This is a genomic window from Natrialbaceae archaeon AArc-T1-2, assembly GCF_030273315.1.
GTDB lineage: Archaea > Halobacteriota > Halobacteria > Halobacteriales > Natrialbaceae > Tc-Br11-E2g1.
Window position 1 is genome coordinate 877,995 of record NZ_CP127174.1, and the last position, 21,139, is coordinate 899,133.

General features: G+C 62.2%; 25 protein-coding genes and 2 pseudogenes. 20 read left to right on the forward strand and 7 right to left on the reverse strand.

The genetic code is table 11. From position 1 onward, the window contains the following. The first annotated feature begins 45 nt into the window (after positions 1-45). The 7 genes from QQ977_RS04425 to QQ977_RS04455 all read left to right on the forward strand — a co-directional run bounded on the left by QQ977_RS04425 (position 46) and on the right by QQ977_RS04455 (position 6,391). Positions 46-342 carry a hypothetical protein gene (locus tag QQ977_RS04425; protein ID WP_285927764.1) on the forward strand — a complete coding sequence of 99 codons (297 nt, stop codon included), beginning with the start codon at positions 46-48 and terminating at the stop codon, positions 340-342. Further along, positions 342-1,322 (forward strand): ArsA family ATPase, encoded by a 981-nt coding sequence (locus tag QQ977_RS04430; RefSeq protein ID WP_285927765.1) that lies wholly within the window; start codon positions 342-344, stop codon positions 1,320-1,322. The genes QQ977_RS04425 and QQ977_RS04430 overlap by 1 nt, the downstream gene beginning before the upstream one ends. A 216-nt stretch (positions 1,323-1,538) precedes the next feature. Continuing rightward, positions 1,539-3,434 carry a carbon starvation CstA family protein gene (locus tag QQ977_RS04435; protein ID WP_285927766.1) on the forward strand — a complete coding sequence of 632 codons (1,896 nt, stop codon included), beginning with the start codon at positions 1,539-1,541 and terminating at the stop codon, positions 3,432-3,434. Between the two features lie 316 nt (positions 3,435-3,750). Continuing rightward, positions 3,751-3,990, forward strand: a complete 240-nt coding sequence (locus QQ977_RS04440) for a hypothetical protein (RefSeq protein ID WP_285927767.1) — start codon at positions 3,751-3,753, stop codon at positions 3,988-3,990. Further along, positions 3,987-4,340: a type II toxin-antitoxin system PemK/MazF family toxin gene (locus tag QQ977_RS04445; RefSeq protein ID WP_285927768.1), complete on the forward strand. Its 354-nt coding sequence runs from the start codon at positions 3,987-3,989 to the stop codon at positions 4,338-4,340. The genes QQ977_RS04440 and QQ977_RS04445 overlap by 4 nt, the downstream gene beginning before the upstream one ends. A gap of 291 nt (positions 4,341-4,631) precedes the next feature. Continuing rightward, positions 4,632-5,447, forward strand: a complete 816-nt coding sequence (locus tag QQ977_RS04450) for a helix-turn-helix transcriptional regulator (RefSeq protein WP_285927770.1) — start codon at positions 4,632-4,634, stop codon at positions 5,445-5,447. A 116-nt stretch (positions 5,448-5,563) separates the two neighbouring features. Further along, complete coding sequence (locus QQ977_RS04455) at positions 5,564-6,391, forward strand: class I SAM-dependent methyltransferase (RefSeq protein WP_285927772.1); 828 nt, start codon at positions 5,564-5,566, stop codon at positions 6,389-6,391. 305 nt (positions 6,392-6,696) lie between these two features. On the opposite strand, the pseudogene QQ977_RS17260 reads toward QQ977_RS04455, so the two are convergent. Beyond that, positions 6,697-6,795, reverse strand: a pseudogene (locus QQ977_RS17260) (type II toxin-antitoxin system RelE family toxin); the annotation flags it as partial. A 325-nt stretch (positions 6,796-7,120) separates the two neighbouring features. Here QQ977_RS17260 and QQ977_RS04460 point away from each other — a divergent pair. The 4 genes and pseudogenes from QQ977_RS04460 (at position 7,121) to QQ977_RS04475 (ending at position 9,560) form a co-directional block, all read left to right on the forward strand. Then, entirely contained in the window at positions 7,121-8,461 is a 1,341-nt protein-coding gene (locus QQ977_RS04460; protein WP_285926620.1) for an ISH6 family transposase, read from the forward strand. 196 nt (positions 8,462-8,657) lie between these two features. Then, positions 8,658-8,795 (forward strand): annotated as a pseudogene (locus QQ977_RS04465) (RNA-guided endonuclease TnpB family protein); the annotation flags it as partial. Between the two features lie 139 nt (positions 8,796-8,934). Next, positions 8,935-9,180, forward strand: coding sequence for an AbrB/MazE/SpoVT family DNA-binding domain-containing protein (locus QQ977_RS04470; RefSeq protein WP_285927773.1), 246 nt, complete (start codon positions 8,935-8,937; stop codon positions 9,178-9,180). Continuing rightward, positions 9,177-9,560, forward strand: coding sequence for a PIN domain-containing protein (locus QQ977_RS04475; protein WP_285927775.1), 384 nt, complete (start codon positions 9,177-9,179; stop codon positions 9,558-9,560). The genes QQ977_RS04470 and QQ977_RS04475 overlap by 4 nt, the downstream gene beginning before the upstream one ends. A gap of 18 nt (positions 9,561-9,578) precedes the next feature. Here QQ977_RS04475 and QQ977_RS04480 read toward each other — a convergent pair whose 3' ends face one another. Together QQ977_RS04480 and QQ977_RS04485 are read right to left on the reverse strand one after the other, a co-directional pair. After that, positions 9,579-9,899 (reverse strand): chorismate mutase, encoded by a 321-nt coding sequence (locus tag QQ977_RS04480; RefSeq protein ID WP_285927776.1) that lies wholly within the window; start codon positions 9,897-9,899, stop codon positions 9,579-9,581. After that, entirely contained in the window at positions 9,896-10,768 is an 873-nt protein-coding gene (locus tag QQ977_RS04485; RefSeq protein WP_285927777.1) for a shikimate kinase, read from the reverse strand. Before QQ977_RS04485 ends, QQ977_RS04480 begins: the two co-directional genes overlap by 4 nt. 250 nt (positions 10,769-11,018) lie before the next feature. On the opposite strand from QQ977_RS04485, the gene QQ977_RS04490 reads away from it, so the two are divergent. The 3 genes from QQ977_RS04490 (at position 11,019) to QQ977_RS04500 (ending at position 12,375) form a co-directional block, all read left to right on the forward strand. Beyond that, entirely contained in the window at positions 11,019-11,642 is a 624-nt protein-coding gene (locus QQ977_RS04490) for a vitamin K epoxide reductase family protein (protein ID WP_285927778.1), read from the forward strand. Between the two features lie 65 nt (positions 11,643-11,707). Continuing rightward, positions 11,708-12,133, forward strand: coding sequence for a DUF5796 family protein (locus QQ977_RS04495; protein ID WP_285927779.1), 426 nt, complete (start codon positions 11,708-11,710; stop codon positions 12,131-12,133). Continuing rightward, a complete protein-coding gene (locus tag QQ977_RS04500; RefSeq protein WP_285927780.1) occupies positions 12,133-12,375 on the forward strand; it encodes a DUF7508 domain-containing protein in 243 nt (80 codons plus the stop codon). The genes QQ977_RS04495 and QQ977_RS04500 overlap by 1 nt, the downstream gene beginning before the upstream one ends. Here QQ977_RS04500 and QQ977_RS04505 read toward each other — a convergent pair whose 3' ends face one another. Both QQ977_RS04505 and QQ977_RS04510 read right to left on the reverse strand, forming a co-directional pair. Then, positions 12,376-12,516 (reverse strand): DUF7128 family protein, encoded by a 141-nt coding sequence (locus tag QQ977_RS04505; RefSeq protein WP_285927781.1) that lies wholly within the window; start codon positions 12,514-12,516, stop codon positions 12,376-12,378. A 68-nt stretch (positions 12,517-12,584) separates the two neighbouring features. After that, positions 12,585-13,397 carry a universal stress protein gene (locus tag QQ977_RS04510; protein ID WP_285927783.1) on the reverse strand — a complete coding sequence of 271 codons (813 nt, stop codon included), beginning with the start codon at positions 13,395-13,397 and terminating at the stop codon, positions 12,585-12,587. 195 nt (positions 13,398-13,592) lie between these two features. Between QQ977_RS04510 and QQ977_RS04515 the strand changes: the two genes are divergently transcribed. Beyond that, a complete protein-coding gene (locus QQ977_RS04515) occupies positions 13,593-13,919 on the forward strand; it encodes a hypothetical protein (protein WP_285927784.1) in 327 nt (108 codons plus the stop codon). Between the two features lie 66 nt (positions 13,920-13,985). Then, the gene (locus tag QQ977_RS04520; protein WP_285927785.1) at positions 13,986-15,311 is read left to right on the forward strand and encodes a DUF92 domain-containing protein; all 1,326 of its coding nucleotides are present in this window, start codon (positions 13,986-13,988) and stop codon (positions 15,309-15,311) included. 78 nt (positions 15,312-15,389) lie between these two features. On the opposite strand, the gene dnaG is transcribed toward QQ977_RS04520, so the two are convergent. Together dnaG and uppS are read right to left on the reverse strand one after the other, a co-directional pair. Continuing rightward, positions 15,390-16,691 (reverse strand): DNA primase DnaG, encoded by a 1,302-nt coding sequence (dnaG, locus tag QQ977_RS04525; protein WP_285927786.1) that lies wholly within the window; start codon positions 16,689-16,691, stop codon positions 15,390-15,392. 172 nt (positions 16,692-16,863) lie between these two features. After that, on the reverse strand, positions 16,864-17,790 hold the full coding sequence (uppS, locus tag QQ977_RS04530) for a polyprenyl diphosphate synthase (RefSeq protein ID WP_285927788.1): 927 nt from the start codon (positions 17,788-17,790) through the stop codon (positions 16,864-16,866). A 127-nt stretch (positions 17,791-17,917) separates the two neighbouring features. Here uppS and QQ977_RS04535 point away from each other — a divergent pair, with 127 nt between their 5' ends. From QQ977_RS04535 to QQ977_RS04550, 4 genes are all read left to right on the forward strand, one after another. Then, positions 17,918-18,322, forward strand: a complete 405-nt coding sequence (locus tag QQ977_RS04535) for a DUF5778 family protein (protein ID WP_285927789.1) — start codon at positions 17,918-17,920, stop codon at positions 18,320-18,322. Between the two features lie 203 nt (positions 18,323-18,525). Next, on the forward strand, positions 18,526-19,839 hold the full coding sequence (gene hemA / locus QQ977_RS04540; RefSeq protein WP_285927791.1) for a glutamyl-tRNA reductase: 1,314 nt from the start codon (positions 18,526-18,528) through the stop codon (positions 19,837-19,839). Between the two features lie 42 nt (positions 19,840-19,881). Then, positions 19,882-20,157: a 4a-hydroxytetrahydrobiopterin dehydratase gene (locus tag QQ977_RS04545; RefSeq protein WP_285927792.1), complete on the forward strand. Its 276-nt coding sequence runs from the start codon at positions 19,882-19,884 to the stop codon at positions 20,155-20,157. Between the two features lie 57 nt (positions 20,158-20,214). Then, a complete protein-coding gene (locus QQ977_RS04550) occupies positions 20,215-21,096 on the forward strand; it encodes a homoserine kinase (RefSeq protein WP_285927794.1) in 882 nt (293 codons plus the stop codon). Positions 21,097-21,139 lie beyond the last annotated feature (43 nt).

Genomic DNA, 21,139 nt, shown 5'->3' on the forward strand with positions numbered 1-21,139 from the left:
GAGGCCACGACAGCTTTTACTGTCGCCCGCGCCTCCTCTCGAGCGATGACAGTGGCCGATCGCATCGCGGCCTACCGCGTGACACTCGAGGAGTGGCTCCGTGGACTCTACCACGGGATGGTCTCCCACCCGGCCTACGAGAAGATCGAGAAGGAAGCCGAAGACGCCGAAGACGCGTTCATGCTGGCCTGCTTCCCCGACGCCTTCGGCGTTCCTTCGCCGGTCTCGTACTACACCGCCGAGTTGCTCCCCTACCTCGAAGACGAGTTCGAGGCCTGGGAGCGCAGACTCTGGGACCGCGACAGCTACATCGAGCGCAAGGGCCAGCAGTATCACTTCTGATGGAGCCGTTCGTCTTCTTCGGCGGGAAAGGCGGCGTCGGCAAGACGACCGTCTCCTGTGCGTACGCCCGCAAGTGTGCCGACGCGGGCCTCGAGACGCTCGTCGTCTCTACGGATCCGGCACACTCGGTCTCGGACGTGTTCGACCAGTCCTTCGGCGACGTCCCCGAACCCGTTGGGGGGATCGCGGGCCTCTCCGCGCTCGAGATCGACCCCGACGCGGAAGTGACCGCCCACCTCGAGGAGATCCGCAGCCAGCTTTCCGAGCAGGTGTCGGCGGCGATGGTCAACGAGATCAACCGCCAGCTCGAGATGGCCCACCAGACGCCGGGGGCCTACGAGGCCGCGCTGTTCGATCGGTTCGTCGACGTGATGCGAAACGCAGACGCCTACGACCGAGTCGTCTTCGACACCGCACCGACCGGAGCGACGCTTCGCTTGCTCGGTCTGCCGTCGTTTCTCGAGGGCTGGATCGAACGACTGGCGTACAAGCGTCGCCAGAGCATCGACCTCTTCGAGAAGGCTGCGATCGGAAAAAGAGAACCCCGTCGCGTGATGGAGGGCGATCCCGTCTTGAACCGGCTCGAAGAGCGCAAGGAGTTCTTCGAGTTCGCCGGCGGAGCCCTGCGAAACGACGCCGCGTTCGTGCTCGTGTTGAATCCCGACCAGCTCTCGCTCGAGGAGACCGCACGCACGATCGAGGAGATGGCCGACCGCGACCTCGACGTCCGGGGACTGGTCGCCAACAAACTCACTCCCGAGCCCGACTCCGGCGAGGACGGCCGCGGTATCCACTATCTCCGCGAGCGGGTCCGGACCGAACGGGACCGCCTCGAGCGGGTTCGCACGGAGTTCGAACCGCCGTTGCTCGCGACGATCGAGTCCCGCCCCGAGGAGATTCGCGGTGAGCTGCTCGCGGACGTTGCCGCCGACCTCGAGATCGAAACGGACGCGGAGTCGCCGACGTTCGTCTCGTCGTAACCGATACACCGCGATCACCGGAGCTCGGCTGTTCCCTGTCGATCGCAATTACTACCGCGGTACGCCGATGGCCCGCGATGACGAGAAGAGAGTTAGGATCGCACACATTCGCTCGGATGAATAAGTCGATCGTGAAAACAATCGCCAGTGGCTACCGAACTTTTATTGCTATATGCGTGCAAGTCAACCAGACGTCGATGGTGTTATGAGTTAACAATGACGGCAGTAATATGGATCGTACTTGCCGTGCTGGTGACGTTTTCCGTCGGGTACGTCGGGTACTCACGATACCTCACGCAGTTCGTCGAGCTCGACGCGGAGGCGGAGACTCCAGCACACAAGTACGAGGACGGCCAGGAGTACGTACCATCGAAGAAGCCGGTGTTACTCGGGCATCACTTCTCGAGCATTGCCGGCGGTGCGCCGATCATCGGTCCGATCACGGCCGGTGCGATCTGGGGCTGGGTTCCCGCACTGTTGTGGGTCGCGATCGGGAACCCGCTGATGGGCGCAGTTCACGACTTCGTCTCGCTGTCGGGCTCGCTGCGTCACGAGGGGAAGTCAATCGGATACATCATCGGTCAGTACGTGGGTGAACAGGGGAAGGACATGCTGCTTTGGTTTGCGTTTCTGACGATCATCCTGATCGTGGCGGTGTTCGCACTCGTCGTGGGTATCGTCTTCAACGCGTTCCCGCAGGTGACGACCGCCTCGTTCGTCTACATCGCACTCGCGTTCGTATTCGGCGTGTACCTCTATCAGCTGAACGGACCCTTTATCGTGGGGACGATCATCTTCGTCGCGGGCGTCTTCGCCGGCGTCTGGGTCGGGATCCAGTTCCCGTTCGCGCTGTTTCCTGCGGGTCCCGAGACGACCTATCCCGAGGGAACGATCGTGCTCGCAGACCTGCTCGGGCTCGGCGACGGAGCGTGGCTCCCCGGCACCGAGTTGCTCGTCGGGCTCGGCTACGCCAACACGGCTGCGTGGGTTCCGATCATCATGATCTACGGCGCGATCGCCAGTGCGCTTCCGGTATGGGTGCTGTTGCAACCGCGTGACTATCTGTCGTCGTTCCTGCTGTACACCGGCGTCGGTGGCGCGATCATCGCGATCATCGTCGGCACCCTTTTTGCTACCTCCACGGAGCCGCTCGTTATCGATCCGACAATCGGCGCATTCGAAGGCTTCTGGGGCACCGAGGCTGCCGGGCTCGTCCCGCTGTTTCCGATCCTGTTTCTGACGATCGCCTGCGGGACGATCAGCGGATTCCACTCGCTGGTTTCCTCGGGGACGACGGCGAAACAGCTGAACAAAGAGACCGACGCTCGACTCATCGGCTACGGCGGCATGCTCGGCGAGGGGCTGCTCGCGGCCGTTGCACTGTCGACGCTTGCGGTGTGGGGCTTTGCCGACCCCGCAGGTGGAATCGGTGCGGCCTTGCCGAACTTCGCTGACGGCGGTGGGATCATCCTGACGGCCCTCTTTATCCCCGAGGCGGTCGGCGCCGTCTTTATGGCGCTCGTGCTCGTGAGCTTCCTGCTCACGTCGATGGACACGGCCGTCCGACTCGGTCGGTACATGATGGAAGAAGTCGTCGGTACGCCGGCCGGCCGGACGGCGACCGGCTTCGAGGACATCGGCGGTGGCTTCCGCGAGACCCTCGGTTCGATCGGTCGGGGCCGGTACACCAACCCCGTCGTCCAGATCATTCCCGCCTACCTGCTCGTCGTCTCCGGCGAGTGGGTGACGCTGTGGGCGCTTTTCGGCGGTGCGAACCAGCTACTCGCCGCGCTCGCATTGCTCACTGCGACCGTCTGGCTCGCAAACTGGGACGAGTCCAAACAGCTCGTCAGCACCGGCGTCCCGATGGCTATCATGGTGGTCATCACCGTCCTGGGACTCGCCTGGCTCGCGTTCTACGAGAACCTCTACCAGAACATCGCCCTCGGCGGAGCCGAAACGACCGAGGCGCTGATCTCGTCGGTCGTACAGATCGTCCTCGCGATCGTGTTGATCGGCCTCGGGCTGGCGCTTGTCAAGAAAGGATACGAGGGGATCCGAACCGCACGCGGCGACCGGGACGTCGCCGAACCGGAACCCGGCGACGACTAGTGGCGTTCAAAGCCTGAACTGATGGGTGAAACCGAGTGCGGTTGACCGGTTTCACTCATCAGTCGACGCTTGGAACGGTACTAGTGGACCGTCCAGGAAGTTCTTACCCGATCCCGTACTCGCCGCTTGCGGTTTGCGTTCGACATACTCGCGGCGTTCACTCGTGCTCGAGCGTCTCTCGGTCATCGATAACTACCGATTCTCGCGCTGCTCGACCTTGTTCAGGGAGATGAAACCCATGGTACGAGTCACGGAAAATATCTGTCGTGGGTAATAGTGGGCAAGGCTTATTCAGTAGTAGAATCTAATTGGAAACATGACGAAAGTAGATGCGCGAGACCTCCAGACCAACGAGACTGACGACCGAGGCCGAATCTATCTTGGGACAGAGTATGCGAACAAGCGTGTAACGGTCGCTGTCGTCGAAGTAGAATCTGACCACCCAGACGAGGACGAACTGGCTGCTGCGTACCGCGAGGCTTCTGAGAGTGCGGAAGAACTTTCGGAAGAGTGGGACGACGCGTCGGACGAGGTGTGGAGCGGACTGGATAAATGAGCGAAGGGTCGAAAATCCGTCGTGGCGACGTCGTTATCGTTCGGCTTTACCCTGCTGAAGGGCACGAGATGAAGAAAACTCGCCCCGCAGTAGTCGTCCAGAACGACGTTGGGAACAAAAATGCCAGTACAACTATTGTCGCACCTGCGACGGGAACGTATCGAGGCTATCCGTTCGAGGTCCTCGTTGAAGCGGCGGAGTCACCGTTCGAGAAAGATTCCTCGGTCCGTCTCGACCAGATACGTGTCGTCTCCATCGAAAAACGGATTCACTCGGTGCTTGGAAGCCTCGACACAGAAACGATGGAGGCGGTGGACGAGGCGTTGAAACTGAGTCTCGGACTAGACTGACGTATGCGTTGCGATCAGTATAGGGCAAGCAATTGCCGGAACGGTGATCGAGCTCTCTGATAGCTGTCAAACTCTGCCTGCTGCATACAGAGCGTATAGTCAGCAAGACGGCGTCGTTTGTTTCATTCGGAAGCAAGTGAACCAACCGATGGTAGATCTGCTGACACAGCAGAATCTCCATCAAAATAGGAACTGGGGGTCCTTCCCGGGAAGGGGTTGGATATGCACAGTAAGACCTCTCAACGAGGTCCCGGGCTGTACGATTATTGTGTGTTAACCCTTACTATAGTTATGGATGCAACCCTTGACGACATCAAGTTCCTCGTCAGTTCGTCCCATCGCGTGGGGGTGCTTGACGCACTGACCAGAGGTCCGTGTGATCGGGACGAACTCCGTACCGCAACAGGAGCATCTTCTCCGACCATGGGCCGAATCCTCACCGACTTCCAGAACCGCCACTGGATCGAACGAGACGGGAGGACGTATCAGCTGACCTGGCTTGGTGATTTCGTGGCCGACCAGTTCGAGGAATTCACGGAGGCGATGGAGTATCAACGGCAACTCCGTGAGATCTGGTCCTGGCTACCACACGAAGTCGACGGATTCAGTATCGAGTTATTCACCGACGTGGTTGTCTCCCGGCCGGGGCCTGGATATCCCTACAAACCGATCGAGCGTCTCACGGAACTCATCACAGCGACCAGAACGATGCGTGGATTCGGCATGGCACTGCTCAAGTCGGGAAATCTGGAGCCGTTTTTCGACCACGTTCGAGCTGGCCTGAAGTGTGAATACATCTACCCACCCGTCGTTTTCGAGGAACTTGTCTCGTGGGACGAAGAAACAGTCTTGGAGACGACGACACGCGCCAACTACACCGTTATGCTGCATGATGACCTTCCGCTTGACGACCGGTGTGGTATTTGCCTCTTCGATGACCGGGTCAGCATCTGTTGTTATGATACGGACACAGGAACGTTGCAATCGCTCATCGATACCGGAAGCGACGAGGTACATACGTGGGCGGAGTCGTACTACGAACAGTTCCGTGATGAGGCCCGACCACTCGACGACGCAACTGAGCTACTCTCGATAGAATCGATCTGATAATCGACGTACTCCAACTCGGATTGTTCTCGAGAATGATGGTTTCACGGTGTGAAATATTTCACTGAGCATTTATACTTTCGTCCGCGGTGTACCCGTATTCGTGGTAAGATGTCATGAACGACCAAACACGTCAATCGGCCGGCTGGCAGGTCGAACAGAGTGCTTCCGAGGCCTACGAACAGTATCTCGTACAGGCGATTTTCGCGCCGTGGACGGATCGGCTGATCGAGGCCGGCGAGATACACGAGGGAGATCGAGTCCTGGACGTTGCCTGCGGGACTGGCATCGTGGCGCGTCGCGCCGCATCTTGGGTCGGTACGAGTGGATCCGTCGTCGGACTCGACATCAACGAAGGGATGCTCGCAGTGGCGGAGGAAACCGCTGCCGAGATCCAGCCGTCGATCGAGTGGCGACAGGGCGACGCGACCGACCTCCCGTTCTCCAACGAAGAGTTCGACGTCGTCTGCTGTCAACAAGCCCTCCAGTTCTTCGACGATCCTGGCGCGGCAGTCGGGGAGATACGGCGAGTTCTCTCACCGGGCGGGCGTGTAGCAATGAGCGTTTGGCGACCGCTCGACTATCAGCCTGCGTACGTGGTGCTAGCCGACGCCTTAAAGCGACACATCGGTGACGAGGCTGGAGCAATGATGCGCTCTCCGTTTCCCGACTGGGACATGGGTTACTTGCGAACACTCACTGGCGACGCAGGGTTCGACGACGCTTCAGTCACCATCGAAATCGGTTCAGTGCGGTATCCGTCGGTCGCGGAGTTCATTCGCCGAGAGGCGGCTAGCTCGCCGTTAGCCGAACCAATCGCTGCTGTTGAGCAAGCGGTGCGAAACGAACTCGTCCGGGACGTTGAGAATGCATTAGACGCGTACGTTGACGACGAAGGAATTATCTCCCCAATGGAATCATACGTCGTCATCGTGGATAGATAGCAGTAGCGGACGACTTCTCTCCTTTCGAGATATGCGCCCTACATCTTGCACGGCGCTTAGAACATCTATCAGAATGGCCAGAATCGCTGGCGGTCAATACGCACGTGTAATGTCCACCAGTTCCAATGTACTCACTCGGCCTGAACCAACTGGACAGCAACCGGAAGATTTCTGTTCGTTGACCGGGCAGCACACGCACTCAGAGGCCCGCTGAGTGCTATCTACTATCCCTTTGCTCCACCTTGTTCAGGTCTCAGACTGATGTTACAGATCCTGTCTACTTTGCCTAATTCTGGCACATCTACTCAGTCGTCGTCAGCGGTATACGCGCCTCCGCGACGTTTGATTCGAGCAACGACCATTCGGTATTCGTCTTTGTGAAAAGTGACCGCAAGACGGAATTCACGATACGCACTTTACTTGTGTGTTACTGTAGATGTTTCGGCGTCCGAACGCAGACGTTAGTGGTGAGGAGAAACAGTAGTAGATACGTGAAATTAGCTGAATGCAGGCGCTAAGCCCCGCCCTCAACGAGCAGCGCAGTCCGCGTAAGCGGATAAGCAGCGCAGTAGGGCGGGGATACAGCGCCGTCTTCTCCTGTTCTTGCACGTTCCGGTGACTGTCTCACAGGCCCACGCAAGCATTTTGGTCGTGTCCCAAACTCGTCTAGAGTCGTAACTGACTCCTGTGGAAACAGGGTCACCTCTGGTACCTACCCCGAAGTGACCCATGCACGCCACAATCGACGCGCAAGTCACGGTTAGCATCGACTTAGACAAAACGCTACCGCTTGCCACTCTCGCTGAATCTCTCACAGAGCTTCACCTCGAGGCGACGATCCTCGAGGAGCTTGTCAAAAGCCTCGACGAGCGCCTCGTCGAGGCGTACTGTGGGGAGAAACACGCGCGCGGAAACGGCGATCGCCGTTTCCAGCGCGCCGGAACCACAACACGAACAGCTGTGACAACCGCAGGAGAGCACGAATTTTCCCTTCATCACGTCAAAGACACCGCTGCCACCGGTGACGATCCTACCTACTTCCGCCCTCTCGAAGATCTCATCAAATTCGACGGGCAGCGCATCTATCAAGAGGATATTTCGCTCCAGAGTACCGAACTCGCTACGTCGCTCAGCTTTCGTGATGCCGTTGCCCACGGCGACGGCTTCACTCCGATGCCTTCGAGAACCACGATCAACCGCCGAGTCCGTGAGTACGGCAGCAAACTCGGTGACTTCGTTCGTGATCGGCTTCCTGGGACGAATGCAGACACTGTCGTTCCTGACGGAACGAAGTGTCATAGCCAGGACGATCACTGCACGTACCACGACGTCAACGTCACTCTCGGACAGATCACCGAAGACAACGCGGAAACCACGCTCTTAGACGTCAATGTCAACGAACCGTGGGACGATACAGCAGAAGATCTCGAAGAGAACGAGGCGATCACTGACGACGCGACGGTCGTCAGTGACGCCGAGGAATCCCTCGTCGACGCCTTCGAGACCAGCTATCGATCTCATCAGCTCGATCTCGTTCATGTCGGTCGAACGCTTGGATACAAGCTGTGGAAGGACGGTACCTTTTCGCTCGAAACGCGGAAAGCGATCGCCTCAGACGTCACAAACGACTTGTTCCATCTGAAAAACTCGGTTGCGCTCCATGCATCGAGGAATGAGCGTTTGGCGATCCGCGAGCGGATCGACCAAACGCTCGAGAACCTCACGAAGGAGGCGTGGCGCTTAGAGCAACAGGACTCTCCAAAAGCAGCGGCGTACCTCCGAAAATGGGCACAAGCAACCGTCACATTCGCCGAACTCGCACTCGAGGGACAAGAGGTTCTGTGGACATCGAACGTGGTTGAACGAGCCATGGGCGAAATCTCGAAGCGGTGTAAAAACCAGTGGATGAGATGGACAGAGTCCGGCTTAGAATCGCTCCTCTGGCTCAATCTCGTGAGATATGCCGATTCCGAGCAGTTCGCGGCGTTCGCCGACGAACTGCTCGAGCGTTCAGCCAAAACAGCCATGACATTGGAGGTGTCAGTTGACGCTACCAGAGGCGAACTCTAGACGAGTTTGTGACGGGACCAGCATTTTACCGGAAAACGCCCAACCAGAGTGTAAGATGGGCGTTCCGACCTGTGGACTTCGACTCGCTCGCCGTTCCACGTTGAACGGCTCGCTCCTTGCGAAGTTCCCAGTCACGGACAGCGTTAGAACGCGACAAGAAGCGTGCGCTGTCCCACGGAACTACCCCGTCGAGACACTAGGAGTGGGACACTCCGAAGGTACGCCTGTGGAGACTGCGCTCCCTACGGGAACCACCTCGGTTCCTGCAAAGCGCGTCTTGGAAGCAGGAAGCCCCACCCTCAGCGAGCGCGTCAGCGCGAGCAGGGTGGGGTAGTTCACTACCGGTTCTCCCGCTGCTCGACCTTGTTCAGATAGACAATATCCAATGTGCGAACAGATGGAACACTGGTGACTGTACCATCGAATCCCTACTGGTGGTAAGATTCTTTTCCTATGGCACCATAGTCACATCTATGTCAGCAGAAACGGACGGGCAGGGGAGGTTGTACATCCCCAAAGACGTACGAGAAAAATACGGAGAGAAGTACCACATCGTCACGTATGAGGACAGAATTGAACTCGTTCCGGTTGCAGACGACCCGCTCGCTGCAGTCCGCGAAGCGGCAGGCGAGTTACGTGACGCATCCGTTGACGATATTCGCGCGGACATCGAAGCAGAAGCGAAAACAGAGGCCCGCGAGAAAGGGGACGATAGATGACGGTCTACGTCGAAACCGACTTTTTACTCGCGCTCGCTAAAGACTCAGACTGGTTGCAGCAATCAGCAGCAGAAGCACTCGACGAGTACGACGTAGAAACGTCGGCCTTCTCCTATCTCGAACTCCTTCTCGCCCGAGAACGGTACGAGTTTGATTACGTCCCACTCGTGGCAAATCTGCTCGAACTTGTCCCTGTCCGGGACGAGGAAGAACGACAAATCGTTCTGAAGGCCGTCAACTACTACGACGAGGGAATGACGGCGTTCGATGCGTTCCACGCCGCGACTGCAGAAACACGGACGCAGAACGTGCTCTCATCGGAGAAAGACTACGAAGACATCGAGGTGGAACGAGTCCCGCTAGAACCGGCTGATGAATGACAATATCTCTATCGCGTGCTACCGGTTCTCACGCTGCTCTACTTTGTTCAGCTCGATGAGTAATCGGAAAATGGCTTTCACCAGGTTGGGCTCGAGGCCGAACTGCGCGGCGTTCTCGCCCGCTCGTTCCATCACGCGCTCTTCTTGTTTCGCGTCGGTCGTCGGCAGCCCCTCGGCGGCTTTGACCTGGGCGATCGAGTCCGCGACGTAGGTCCGTCGAGCGATCAGTTCGACGAGGTTGCGGTCTATCTCCTGGATCTCTTCGCGCAGTTCGTCGAGTTCCATCTGCTCGGGGGTTCGCTCACTCGCTTCGTCGTCAGGTTCCGGATCTCGAGTCATATCGTGTGTGTCCCGTCAGTTCGCGTTCGAAGTAATCGCGTGGTTCCGTCCCGATTCGTCCAGCGCTCTTGTACCGCCTCGAGAGCCGTCCGATCTCCGACGGCCACGTAGCTCGGGCCCGTGCCCGACAGTGAGACGCCGTCGGCGGCCGGCATGGCGTCGATCATCGGTCCCGTCGGGAACTCGAGGGCGGCGGCGAAGGCGAAGCCGTTGACGGTCATCGCCTCGCCGTAGCGTCCGTCGAGTGCGAGTTCGGCGACGAGTTCGGCCATCGGGGCGATCCGCTCACAGGCCGAGACGTCGGTGTCGGCGCTGTAGGCCCGTTCCGGCGGCGTGTACACCAGGGCGTGGCAGTTGAATTCCTCCCGGGCGAGTAACTCGTCGCCGGTGTTGTCGGTCACCGTCACGCCCCCGAGCATGCTCGCGCTCGCGTCGTCGAACGCGCCCGTCACCGTCACGCCGGCGTCGCGGGCCGCCTGCACGCCGAGTCGGCAGGCGTCGACCCGATCGACCGCGTCGGCGAGCCCGAGCGCCTCGAGCGTTGCGAGCACCGTCGCGTTCGCAGCGGCGCTCGAACTCTTCAGTCCCGACGCCATCGGGGTCTCGGTCTCGGTGCGGACGTGTCCGCCGGCCTCGGTCGGCTCGAGGCCTGCCTCGGCGGCGTAGCGTTCGAGTGTCAGTTCGACGCAGCGTTCGATCAACGAGGCGTCCGCGTCGGGTTCCTCGGCGATCTCGCCCGTGACGGTCCCGCCGGTGTCGAGCGAGACAGAGGCGGTCGTCTCGAGGTCGATCGCGAACGCCGACCCCGTACCGGTAGCGAGCGCGTTGAGCACCGTTCCGGCTGCGGGGGCAACGGCCCGGCCGTCCATGTCCTCATTTGCTCAACGGGACTATTTACGGCTGGCGATCCGCGCAGCCGATCTCGTTCCAGAAACTGTATTGTGAATAATAAACAATACACAGCTCTTCCGAGAGAGCGGTAATCCGTGTTACTCTGAAAGATTTCGCGGAACCCCTTCGCACGAGAGTTTAGTTCTGCTCCCCCGCGACGAAGTGTATAGTGTGTGGTGTTGTGGATATAGCACAATATATTAGTGCCTCCGCGAACAACACCTGGATATGGCAACGAAAACGAGACCGGCGAACGTGACGGATCACGATTGGCATTACTCGCCGCGGACGTCGACGCTGTTCGGCCTGTTTATGGCCGTCGCAGTCTTCGGCTGGGTGGTCAGTACGTTCCTGAGCGGGATTCACTTCTGGGCGATTCCCCAGATCCCGTCCGACGCCGAACTCTCCGGGAGCATCGAGGTCATCACGAGCTCGTACGCCTACGTCTTCGGGGTGCCGCTTGCGACGCTCGGGGCGTTTTACTACCTGACGACGATCGGGCTGGCGGCCTGGTGGCTCGATACGCGCCATCCGCTCATCGTCAAGATCCTGACGCCGATCACGGCGAGTGGCGTGCTCGCCTCGTCGTACTTCGTCTGGCTGCAGCTGGTTCCGATCGGGGAGATCTGTCCGTTCTGTATGATGTCTGCGGCGGCGACGGTGACCCTGCTCGGACTCGAGTTGGCGATCCTGCGAACGAGCGACCTGCCGCCGACGACCGAACTGCTCGCTGACGCTGGCTCCCTGCTCGAGCGGACCACGTTCACCTGGCCGATACTCGCGGTTGCGATCGGCGTGTTGACCCTCGCCGCGTTCTACGGGGCGACCATGGCTCCGGTCCCCGGGGCGTAAGGGTTCGGTTCAGTTCGGTTCGACGAACGGTTCGTTTTTCCCGACGCGCGCACAACCGTCCGTCCATGAGCGCCCGATCCAACGTCGCACCGAGTACGCTCTCGGTCGAACTCCAGGAGGGTGGCGTCGCCGTCCAGTATCTCGACGGACGTGAGACGTTCTACCACGGCGTGCCCGAACCCGTCGAGGGTGCGGTCCAGACCCCACCGGGCAAGGAGGTCCACGTGCTCGTCACCGACGCCGACGGCGTCGAGGGCGTGATGACCTACGTCAACGACCGCAACACCCACGACGACATCCTCGAGTCGACCGGCGTCGGCCGGATCATGCTCGACAGCGACGACGAGACCCAGCTGTTTCCCGGCGTCACCGTCGGCACCGACGGCTACTCGGTCGTCGTCGAAGCCGACCTCGAGGTCGTCGACGGCCGGGTGTTCGTCTTTGCGGAGGACGAGATAAGCGAACACGGCTACGAACTCGTCTCCGAGTAATGCCGCTTGCTAAACCCTGGCGCGACCTCGATCGGGAGACGGTCGCCCGCGCGCCGGACCGACCGGGTGTCTACGAACTCGGCGACGCCAGCGGGACTGTCCTCGCCGTCGATTCAGGGGTTCTGCGGGACGAACTCAAGAGCGCGCTCGCCTACGGCGACGGCGAGCGGGTTCGCTGGGAGGAAACCCACACCCTCGAGCAGGCCGACGATCTCGCAGCGAGCCACCGCGAGCGGCTGTAGTCACAGGATGTACGGTGGCTCGGAGTCGTCCTCGTCACATCGTTTCTCGTGTTCTTCTGCATCCGACCGATCGTCGAACAGCAGTCCACAGGTCTCACACTCGTACCAGATCGCACCGTCGCGTTCGGTCTGGGCGACCATACGGAACCGTGTGACAGCCGCACTCAAAGCCGTTTCTCCGCTCCGGAACTGATCGGCGGTGACGACGGCTACTCGTCCTCGATCGTCCGGACGGTGACGACGGGGACGGTCGCGTTCGGCACGACCCGCTGGGAGACGCTGCCGACGACGAGTCGCTCGAGCGTACTCTTGCTCTCGGTGCCCATCACGAGCACGTCGACGTCTTCCCCGTCGACGTACGCGAGAATCGTCTCGTGGGGGGCTCCCTGCTCGACGTGTCTCGTGGCCTCGATGTCGCGCGATGCGGCCTGGTCGACCACGTCCATCGTCGTCTGCGCTCCGTGCTCTTCGAAGGCCGCGAGTGTGTCCGAGACGTCGGACTCGACGTCGACGGCATACAGCGCGTGCAGCCGGGCGTCGGCGCCACCGGCTAGTCTCAGGGCGTGATCCGTCGCCGCGGCCGAACCGGACCAGCCGTCGGTCGCGAGCGCGACGTCGTCTACCGTCTCGGCGATCGTCGCGTTCGGACTCACGGTACAGACCGGACGGCGGGCATCACGGACCACCTCGAGAGCGACGCTGCCGACCAGCACCTGCTGAATACCCGTTCGACCGTGTGTCCCAACGACGATCAGATCGACGTCGTGTTCGTCGGCGTATGCGAGGATCTCGCCGGCTGGTCTCCCTTCGCGAACCGTCGACCGGGCGACGCGTCCCGCCTCGCGTGCGTCGTCGGCGACGGCGGCGGCGAACTCCTCGTAAAGCGTTCGACTCTCCTCGTCGGGCGCGACCGACAGGACGTGAACGGTCGCCTCCGGTCCGCGAGCGAGCGCGGTTCCCTGTTTCGTGGCGGCGTCGGCGACGTCGCTGCCGTCGGTCGCGACCAGAACGTCGTCGTACATGTCCAAGCGTACGGAGGCGACCGCCTTGAAACTCCCCTCCACTCGAATCGCTTCGTTCGCCTTCGCGTTCGTCGACCGACCCGTCGTGTGGATCGGAATCGGGCCGGCAACCAGTCTCGAGAGCGAGGACTTTCTCTCGTTCCTACCGATTCGTCGACAGGAAGGCTTACAACGGGATGCTCGAGTTATCGATCTATGCAAGGCGATGCGTCACGAGAGCACGCCGGTACAACGGAGAATAGTCAGCTTCCAAACCTCGTCACTGTCGTCGGACGCGGCGTTCCCTCGAACGTCGAAATCTCGGTCGACGGCGACATCGAACTGGTCGGCGACGCCCCCCTCGAAGAGGCCATCGTCGTCTCGGGTGGCACGGCAGAAGGGGCGATCGACGTCGGCGTGTGGCGCTTTCGATTCTCCGGCGAGCTGGCGAACGTCCACGTCGTCGACTGGAACGGCGTCGAGGGAGCCGACTCCGCGAGTACCCCGACCGTCCACGTCGAGTACGGCGTTCCCGAACGATAACGTTCGCGTGCCGACGGCGTCCGGTTGGAAGAGTTGAAGTGACCCCCGCAGAAAGGAAGCGGTATCGTGACATCAGCAGTTCGGCGAGCAGGGGCGTTTGCAGCGCTCTGTACGCTCTCGCTCGCCGTACCGCTTCTCGGCCCGGCGGTCGCGATCCCGATTCCGGTCGTCGTGTTGCTGGGAGCACTCGTGGTCACCGACGGACCACTGTTCGACCTCTTCGCCTACCCGGACGACTACGAGGACGGTCGCCTCTACGGGCTGATGGCGTTCGTCCTCGCGGCGACCGCACTCGGGGTCGTCGCGGTGATGTCTTCGATGACGATCGCTGCCTTCGTCGGGGCCGTGATGCTCGTCGGCTACGGGAACCTCGCCGCACGGCTCGCCAGACGACGGGCCGACGACCCATCGGTCTCCGTCGGGGCGTTCTGTCTGGCTGGCGGCCTCGCTGCCGTCGTCGGACAGGCACTCGCGCTCGCGCTCGCCGGCGAGGCGGTCGGAGCCGCTGCGGCGACGATCGTCTTTCTCGCGGCAAGCGGCGCGTTGCTCGCGTCGATTCTCCGTGAGGTGTTGATCCTCTATGACGCCCCCGTGATCATGCTCGTCGTCGGACTCGTACTCTGGTTGCTCATCGAACTCGAGCCGGCCGTCGGCTCGCTCGAGGTCGTCGTCGCCCTGGCCGTCACGGGTGCGTTCGGGTACGTCTCCTACGTGCTCGGGGCCGCCTCGATCGCCGGAATGTTCACGGGCGTCTTGCTCGGGCTGTTGACGATCGTCTTCGGCGGCTACGACTGGTTCGTCGTCTTGCTTTCGTTTTTCGCGATCGGCAGCCTTTCGACGAAGTATCGCTACGAGGAGAAGAAAGCACGCGGCATCGCCGAAGCGAACGACGGCGCTCGCGGCAGCGCGAACGTTCTCGGAAACGCCGCCGTCTCCCTCGCTGCCGTCATCGGCTACGCCGCAAGCACCGCCGGCTTGCTCGCACTCGAGGCCGACGTCTTCCTGTTCGCGTTCGCCGGCTCCGTCGCGACCGCGATGAGCGACACCCTCTCGAGTGAGATCGGCGGCGTCTTCGACCGACCACGGCTCATCACCACCTTCGAGCGCGTCGAACCGGGCACCGACGGCGGCGTCACCTGGCAGGGCGAACTCGCCGGCATCGCCGGTGCGACGATCGTCGCGGCGCTTTCGTTCGCGTTCTTCCCCGAGGTCGACGCCGTCGGTGCGGCCGTGATCGTCGCCGCCGGCGTCGTCGGGATGACCGTCGATAGCCTGCTCGGGGCCACGCTCGAGGGAACGGTACTCGGTAACCAGGGCGTGAACTTCCTCGCGACGCTTTCGGGCGCGCTCGTCGGCGCCGTTCTCGTGTTCTCGGTTGCCGCCGTCGGCTGACTTTCGACGGGGCTACCCCAGCAAAACGAGCGCGAGCGCCGCGAGTCGTGCCGGACGATCTGCCGTCTGCGGTGTCGATCACTGCGAGTCGGGCGGCCGCTCGGCAATCTCGTCGATCGCGTAGATCCGGACGTCCGTCGGCCGTTTCACGAACTGACCGAGTGATCGGGCGACGACCCGGTCGACGTCGTGGTCGGCCATCCGGTCGAGCAGTTGCTGGCCGAGAATGTCGTCGAGGACGATCGTCGACGGAGTCGTCTCGAGTTCGTCGAGCAACGTCTCGGCTTCCGGGGCGTCTCCTTCCTCGAGTACGTCGCCGTCGGCGTCGAGAAACCGTACTCGGTCGGTTCCCTCGCGGACGACGGCAGCGGCGTGGCCGTAGATCGTTTCGGGATCGTCGGTCGGTGCTGACTCCGGCTCCGGTTCGTCCTCGACGGTCGCGGACGCGTCGCCCTCGTCTTCGTCACTCGAGTCCGGATGGGACGCCGTCTCCGGAGACGTCGACTCCTCACCGACTGGCGGTGCGGGCGTCGTACTCCCGTCGGTGGCGGCGACGGCCTCCCGGGGCGTGTTCAGTCCGGCGACGGCGTCGTAGGGAACCTTGTTTCTAAGAGCGGCGAACAGCTCGTGGTGGTCGAGTTCCTCGACCGACGATCCGGCGGGGGCGAACGCCACGTAATCTATCTCACCGACCTGTGAGAGCTCTTCCAGAATGAGGTCGCCGCCACGGTCGCCGTCGAGAAACGCGGTGACGGTGCGACTTCTCGTGAGGTCGGCGACGGCGTCGGGGACGTTCGTTCCCTCGACCGCGATGGCGTTTTTGATGCCGTACTTGAGCAGGGTGAGCACGTCGGATCGGCCCTCGACGACGATGACCGCGTCGCTGTCCGGCACGCGCGGTCCGGCAGGGAATCCCTCGTACTCGGTGACGTCCTCGACGCGGACGTGCTGGCGTACTTCGGCTAAGATCTCTTCGGTGCTCATCACCGAGTCGTCGAAACCGGTCTCGAGCAACTCCTTCGCGCGGTCGACGACCTCCTTTCGTTTTGCCGCCCGGACGTCCTCGATGTCGGTGGTCTCGAGGTCGGCTCGGCAGGGACCGATCCGCGTGATCGTCTCGAGGGCGGCCGCAAGCGTCGCCGTCTCGACTTTGTCGAGACTGGTCGCGATCGTCAGGTGACCGTACGACTGGCCGGCCGTACTCGAGATTTCGACGTCGATGCGGCCGACTTTTTGGGACTGACGCAGGTCACGGAGGTCGAGTTCGTCGCCGAGTAAGCCTTCGGTCTGGCCGAAGATCGCCCCGACGACGTCGCTCCGTTCGACCACGCCGTCGGCCGTGACGTCCGCGTGAATGAGATATTTCGATGTATCTTCCATGAGCGATCAGCCCCGGTAACACGGGAGCCGTCGGGTTCTGTTCGATAAATTTGGGGCGTCGATGGCAAATACCTGTTGACATGCGCGCAGGTACGCTGTGGAACGGGAAAACGAGACACTGACGCTTCGCCTGCGGTCCGACCACTCGAGTCCGTCGGGTGTGGTTCGGCGTCTACCTTGTCTCGGTCGTTCGGTTCGACTCGAGGGCGTCTTCGTCGGGTCGTTCCCCGCGTGGCAGTGAGTCCCGAAACCGGCTGACGACCGAACGAGCGTCGGCGAGTTCGGGTTCGCTGACGGCACCGAGCAGTGCGATCGCACGACGGGCGCGAGTGCGTCGCCAGGACTGCTCGCGGTGTTCGTAGGTTCTGACTGCCCGCAGAAAGTCCGTCTTCGAGAACTCGGGCCAGTACGGCGTACAGAAGAAGACGGCGGCCTCGTTGCCGTTTGCGTGCCACGGCAGGAAATTCGAGGTGCGTTCGTCCCCGCCGGTGCGGATGATGAGATCGACGTCACGGACCGGTCGGTCGTACAGCCGCCGTTCGATCGTCTCGACGTCTACCGCTTCGGGTTCGAGTTCGCCGTCGGCGACGTCGCGGGAAACGCTGCGGGCGGCACAGAGAAGTTCGTTGCGGCCGCCGTAGGCGAGTGCAATGTTGAGTACGAATCGATCGTACTCGCGGGTTCGAGACTCGGCGTAGTTGACGGCGTCTCGGACGCGCTCGGGGAGGCGGTCGATGTCGCCGATGCCGCGAATGCATACCTCGTTGTCGTGGACGCGGTCGGCGTCGGCGAACTCTCGCAGCTTCTCACAGAGGAGGTCGAACAACGCTTCCCGTTCTTCGGGTGGCCGATCGAAGTTCTCCGTCGAGAACGCATACAGCGTGAGCTCTTCGACGCCGACGTCCTGGCACCACTCGAGGACGCGTTCGGTCGTCTCCGCGCCGGCGCGATGGCCGTCGGGCGCGTCGTCGCCACGCCGTTTCGCATACCGCCGGTTGCCGTCCTGGATGACTGCGACGTGGGTCGGCGCACCCGATATTTCCCGGGCGAGCAGTCGTTCGTAGGCCGACCTGACGCGTCGGTGAAGCCACCGATTCATCGTCTCGTCTGCGGTAACATCGTCGACGACTATGTGTTTTGTGTGACACTCGCCACCAATGAGACGCTGCCAGCACCGCCGCGACGAACCGTGACGGCTATCCGTACCCGCGTCCTCGCCTCGGGCAATGGCAGACGCGATCGACGAGGACCTCTACAGGCGAACGAAGGCGTTGCTCGAGCCCGGCGAGATCGAACTCAACGGGACGATCGTTCACACCCAGTACGGCTCCGACGAGGACGTCAAGATGATGCAGGCGACGATCGACGTCGGCGATATTATTGCCGAACACGCCGGATACGACCCGAAGGACTGTTACGTCTACTCGGGCAACGACAACACCGACTTCGCCTCGAACCAGCACCAGGGGCGCACGCTCGAGGACGAGGAGTTCGTCTGGGAGTGCCAACAGCTCCTGCGGGAGGGCACCTTCGACGTCGTCATCTACTACGAAGCGAGTGCCGACCACGAGGCGATCCTCGAGGAGATCCGCGAACTCGGCTACGAGGTCACCGGCGTCGAAGGCACGTAGCGGAGCGATTCCCACGTCGCTGGAGCGGGCGTGTCCCTTATGCGAAGCCGGTACCGACGTACTCGTATGAGCGTGGCGTTGGTCCCCGCCCGTTCGGTCAATAACCCAGGAGATTGGTTACTTTTACATAGTGGTGACGCCAAACTGCGGCAAGTGATCGAGGACGTGTTCGTCGAACGACCGTCGATAGGGGGGGTGTCGTCGTGACCGACGCTGGCGTCGTAAGCGGTGCACGTGTCACACACGAGACCGGAAGCGTCGACGAGCTCGCCGCTGCCAGCCCGGACAGTCAGCGAGCCGGCGTCGCCGAGTTGTACTCGCGATCGGACGTCGAGGAGGCGTTCGTCATCTCGACGTGCAACCGCGTCGAGGCCTACGTCGTGACGCCGGACGCTGAAACCGGCCGGGAGCTGCTCGCAGACGTATTCGGCGACGTCCCCGCTGAGACGGTCGTCTACACGGACCACGACGAGAGCCTGCGACACCTCCTGCGGGTCGCTACTGGGCTCGAGTCGGTCGTCCTCGGCGAAGACCAGATCATCGGCCAGGTTAGAGACGCCTACGAGGACGCCCGCACGGTCGGTGCGGTCGGGCCGATGCTCGAGACGGCGATCACGAAGGCGATCCACGTCGGCGAACGTGCTCGAACCGAGACGTCGATCAACGAGGGCGTCGTCTCGCTCGGCTCGGCTGCCACGAAGCTGATCGCCGAAACCGCCGGTCTCGAGGACGCCACGACGCTGGTCGTCGGGGCGGGCGAGATGGGCGAACTCGCCGCCCGGAGCCTCGCCGATCGAGACGTCGAGGCGGTCGTCGTCGCGAACCGGACCGTCTCGGCCGCCGAGGACCTCGTCACCGCCCTCGAAGACGACGCCGACGCTCGTGCCGTCTCCCTCGCAGACCTCGAGTCCGTCGCCTCCCGTGCCGATGCGGTCGTCACGGCGACGGGGAGCCCGGAGCCGATTCTCGAACCGGCTCACCTCGGCGAGTGCGAACAGGTCGTCGTCGACCTCGGGCAGCCACGGGACGTCCGGCCTACGGCCGACTCGCTCGACAACGTCACCGTCTACGACTTAGACGACCTCGAGGCGGTCACCGAACGGACCCGATGCCAGCGAGCCGACGCCGCAGCCGAAGTCGAGGCGATGATCGACCGCGAGTTCGATCTGCTCTGTGAACAGTACAAACGCATGCGAGCCGACGAGGTCATCGCCGCGATGTACGAGAGCGCAGACCGGATCAAACGACGCGAGCTCGAGACCGCCTGCAGTCGGCTCGAGGCGGCCGAGACCGCCGCAGAACGCGAGGAGGTCGTCCGATCGATGGCCGACGCGTTGGTCTCACAGCTGCTCGCACCGCCGACTAAGAGCCTGCGAGAGGCCGCCGCCGAGGACGACTGGGAGACGATCAGCACCGCCTTGCAGCTGTTCGACCCCGAGTTCGGACCCGAATCGATCGTCGGCGGTGATGGTTCACCCGACGGCACGGAGGCCGTCGGCGCGCTCGAGGACGACTGATCTAGCACAACGATTATTTAATTGGGTTTCGTGCGACCGCACATGTCCGATCTGCTTTCCGACGACGAGATTGCGGATCTGCTTCCCCAGGGGTGGGACCACGACGGCGACGAGATCGTTCGCGTCTACGAGTTCGCCGACTACCTCCGTGGCGTCAACTTCGCACAGATGGTCGGCGAGATCGCCGAAGCTCACTCCCATCACCCCGAGCTCACGATTCGGTACGAGGAACTCGAGATCAGGCTTACGACCCACGAGGAAGGCGGCGTCACGGATAGAGACGTCGAGCTGGCGAGCGTCATCGAGGCCGAACGGTAGGCGATTTCGACGCGACGGTTCGCTACCTTTTTCCCGACCCTGTGGATACATTTCGGCATGCTCACCGTGCGGGCTCCGGCAACGAGCGCGAACCTCGGGAGCGGCTTCGACGTCTTCGGCGTCGCGCTCGAGACGCCCGCCGACGTGATTCGTGTCGAACGAGCGGCCGAAACCACGATTACGGTCACCGGTGTCGGGAGCCAGTACATTCCCGAAGATCCCGCGAAAAACACCGTCGGTGCGGTCGTCGAGGAACTCGATGCACCTGCTCGGATCCGGATCGACAAGGGCGTCAGACCGTCCTCGGGACTCGGTTCCTCGGCCGCAAGCGCCGCCGCAGCCGCCGTTGCACTGAACGAACTCTACGACCGCGGCCTCTCGCGAGAGGAACTCGTCCCCGTCGCTGCCGAGGGCGAGGCACTCGTCTCGGGCGAGGCCCACGCCGACAACGTCGCACCCGCTCTGTTGGGCGGATTCACCATCGTCAGCAATGGGGGGGTCACGCAGGTCGACGCCGACGTCTCGCTGGTCGCCTGCCTCCCCGAGATTTCGGTTTCGACGCGTGCTGCACGCGACGTCGTCCCCGAGTCGGCGACGATGACACAGATCGTCGACACCGTCGGTCACGCGTCGACGCTCGCCGTCGGGATGACTCGCGACGACCCCGACCTCGTCGGCCGCGGTATGGACGACGGCATCGTTACCCCCGAACGGGCCGCACTCATCGACGGCTACGATCGAGTCCGGGAGGCGGCCCTCGAGGCCGGCGCGACCGGCGTCACCGTAAGCGGGGCCGGCCCGACGATACTCGCGGTCTGTCGCCGTCACGATCGACGGGCGGTCGCCACAGCCATGATCGACGTCTTCGATTCGATCGGCGTCGAGAGTCGAGCCTACCAGACGACCGTCGGAACCGGCGCGACGGTCTATCGCGAGTAATAATGACGGCTGTGACTGTGTTCCGGTGCAACCGAACGATGGT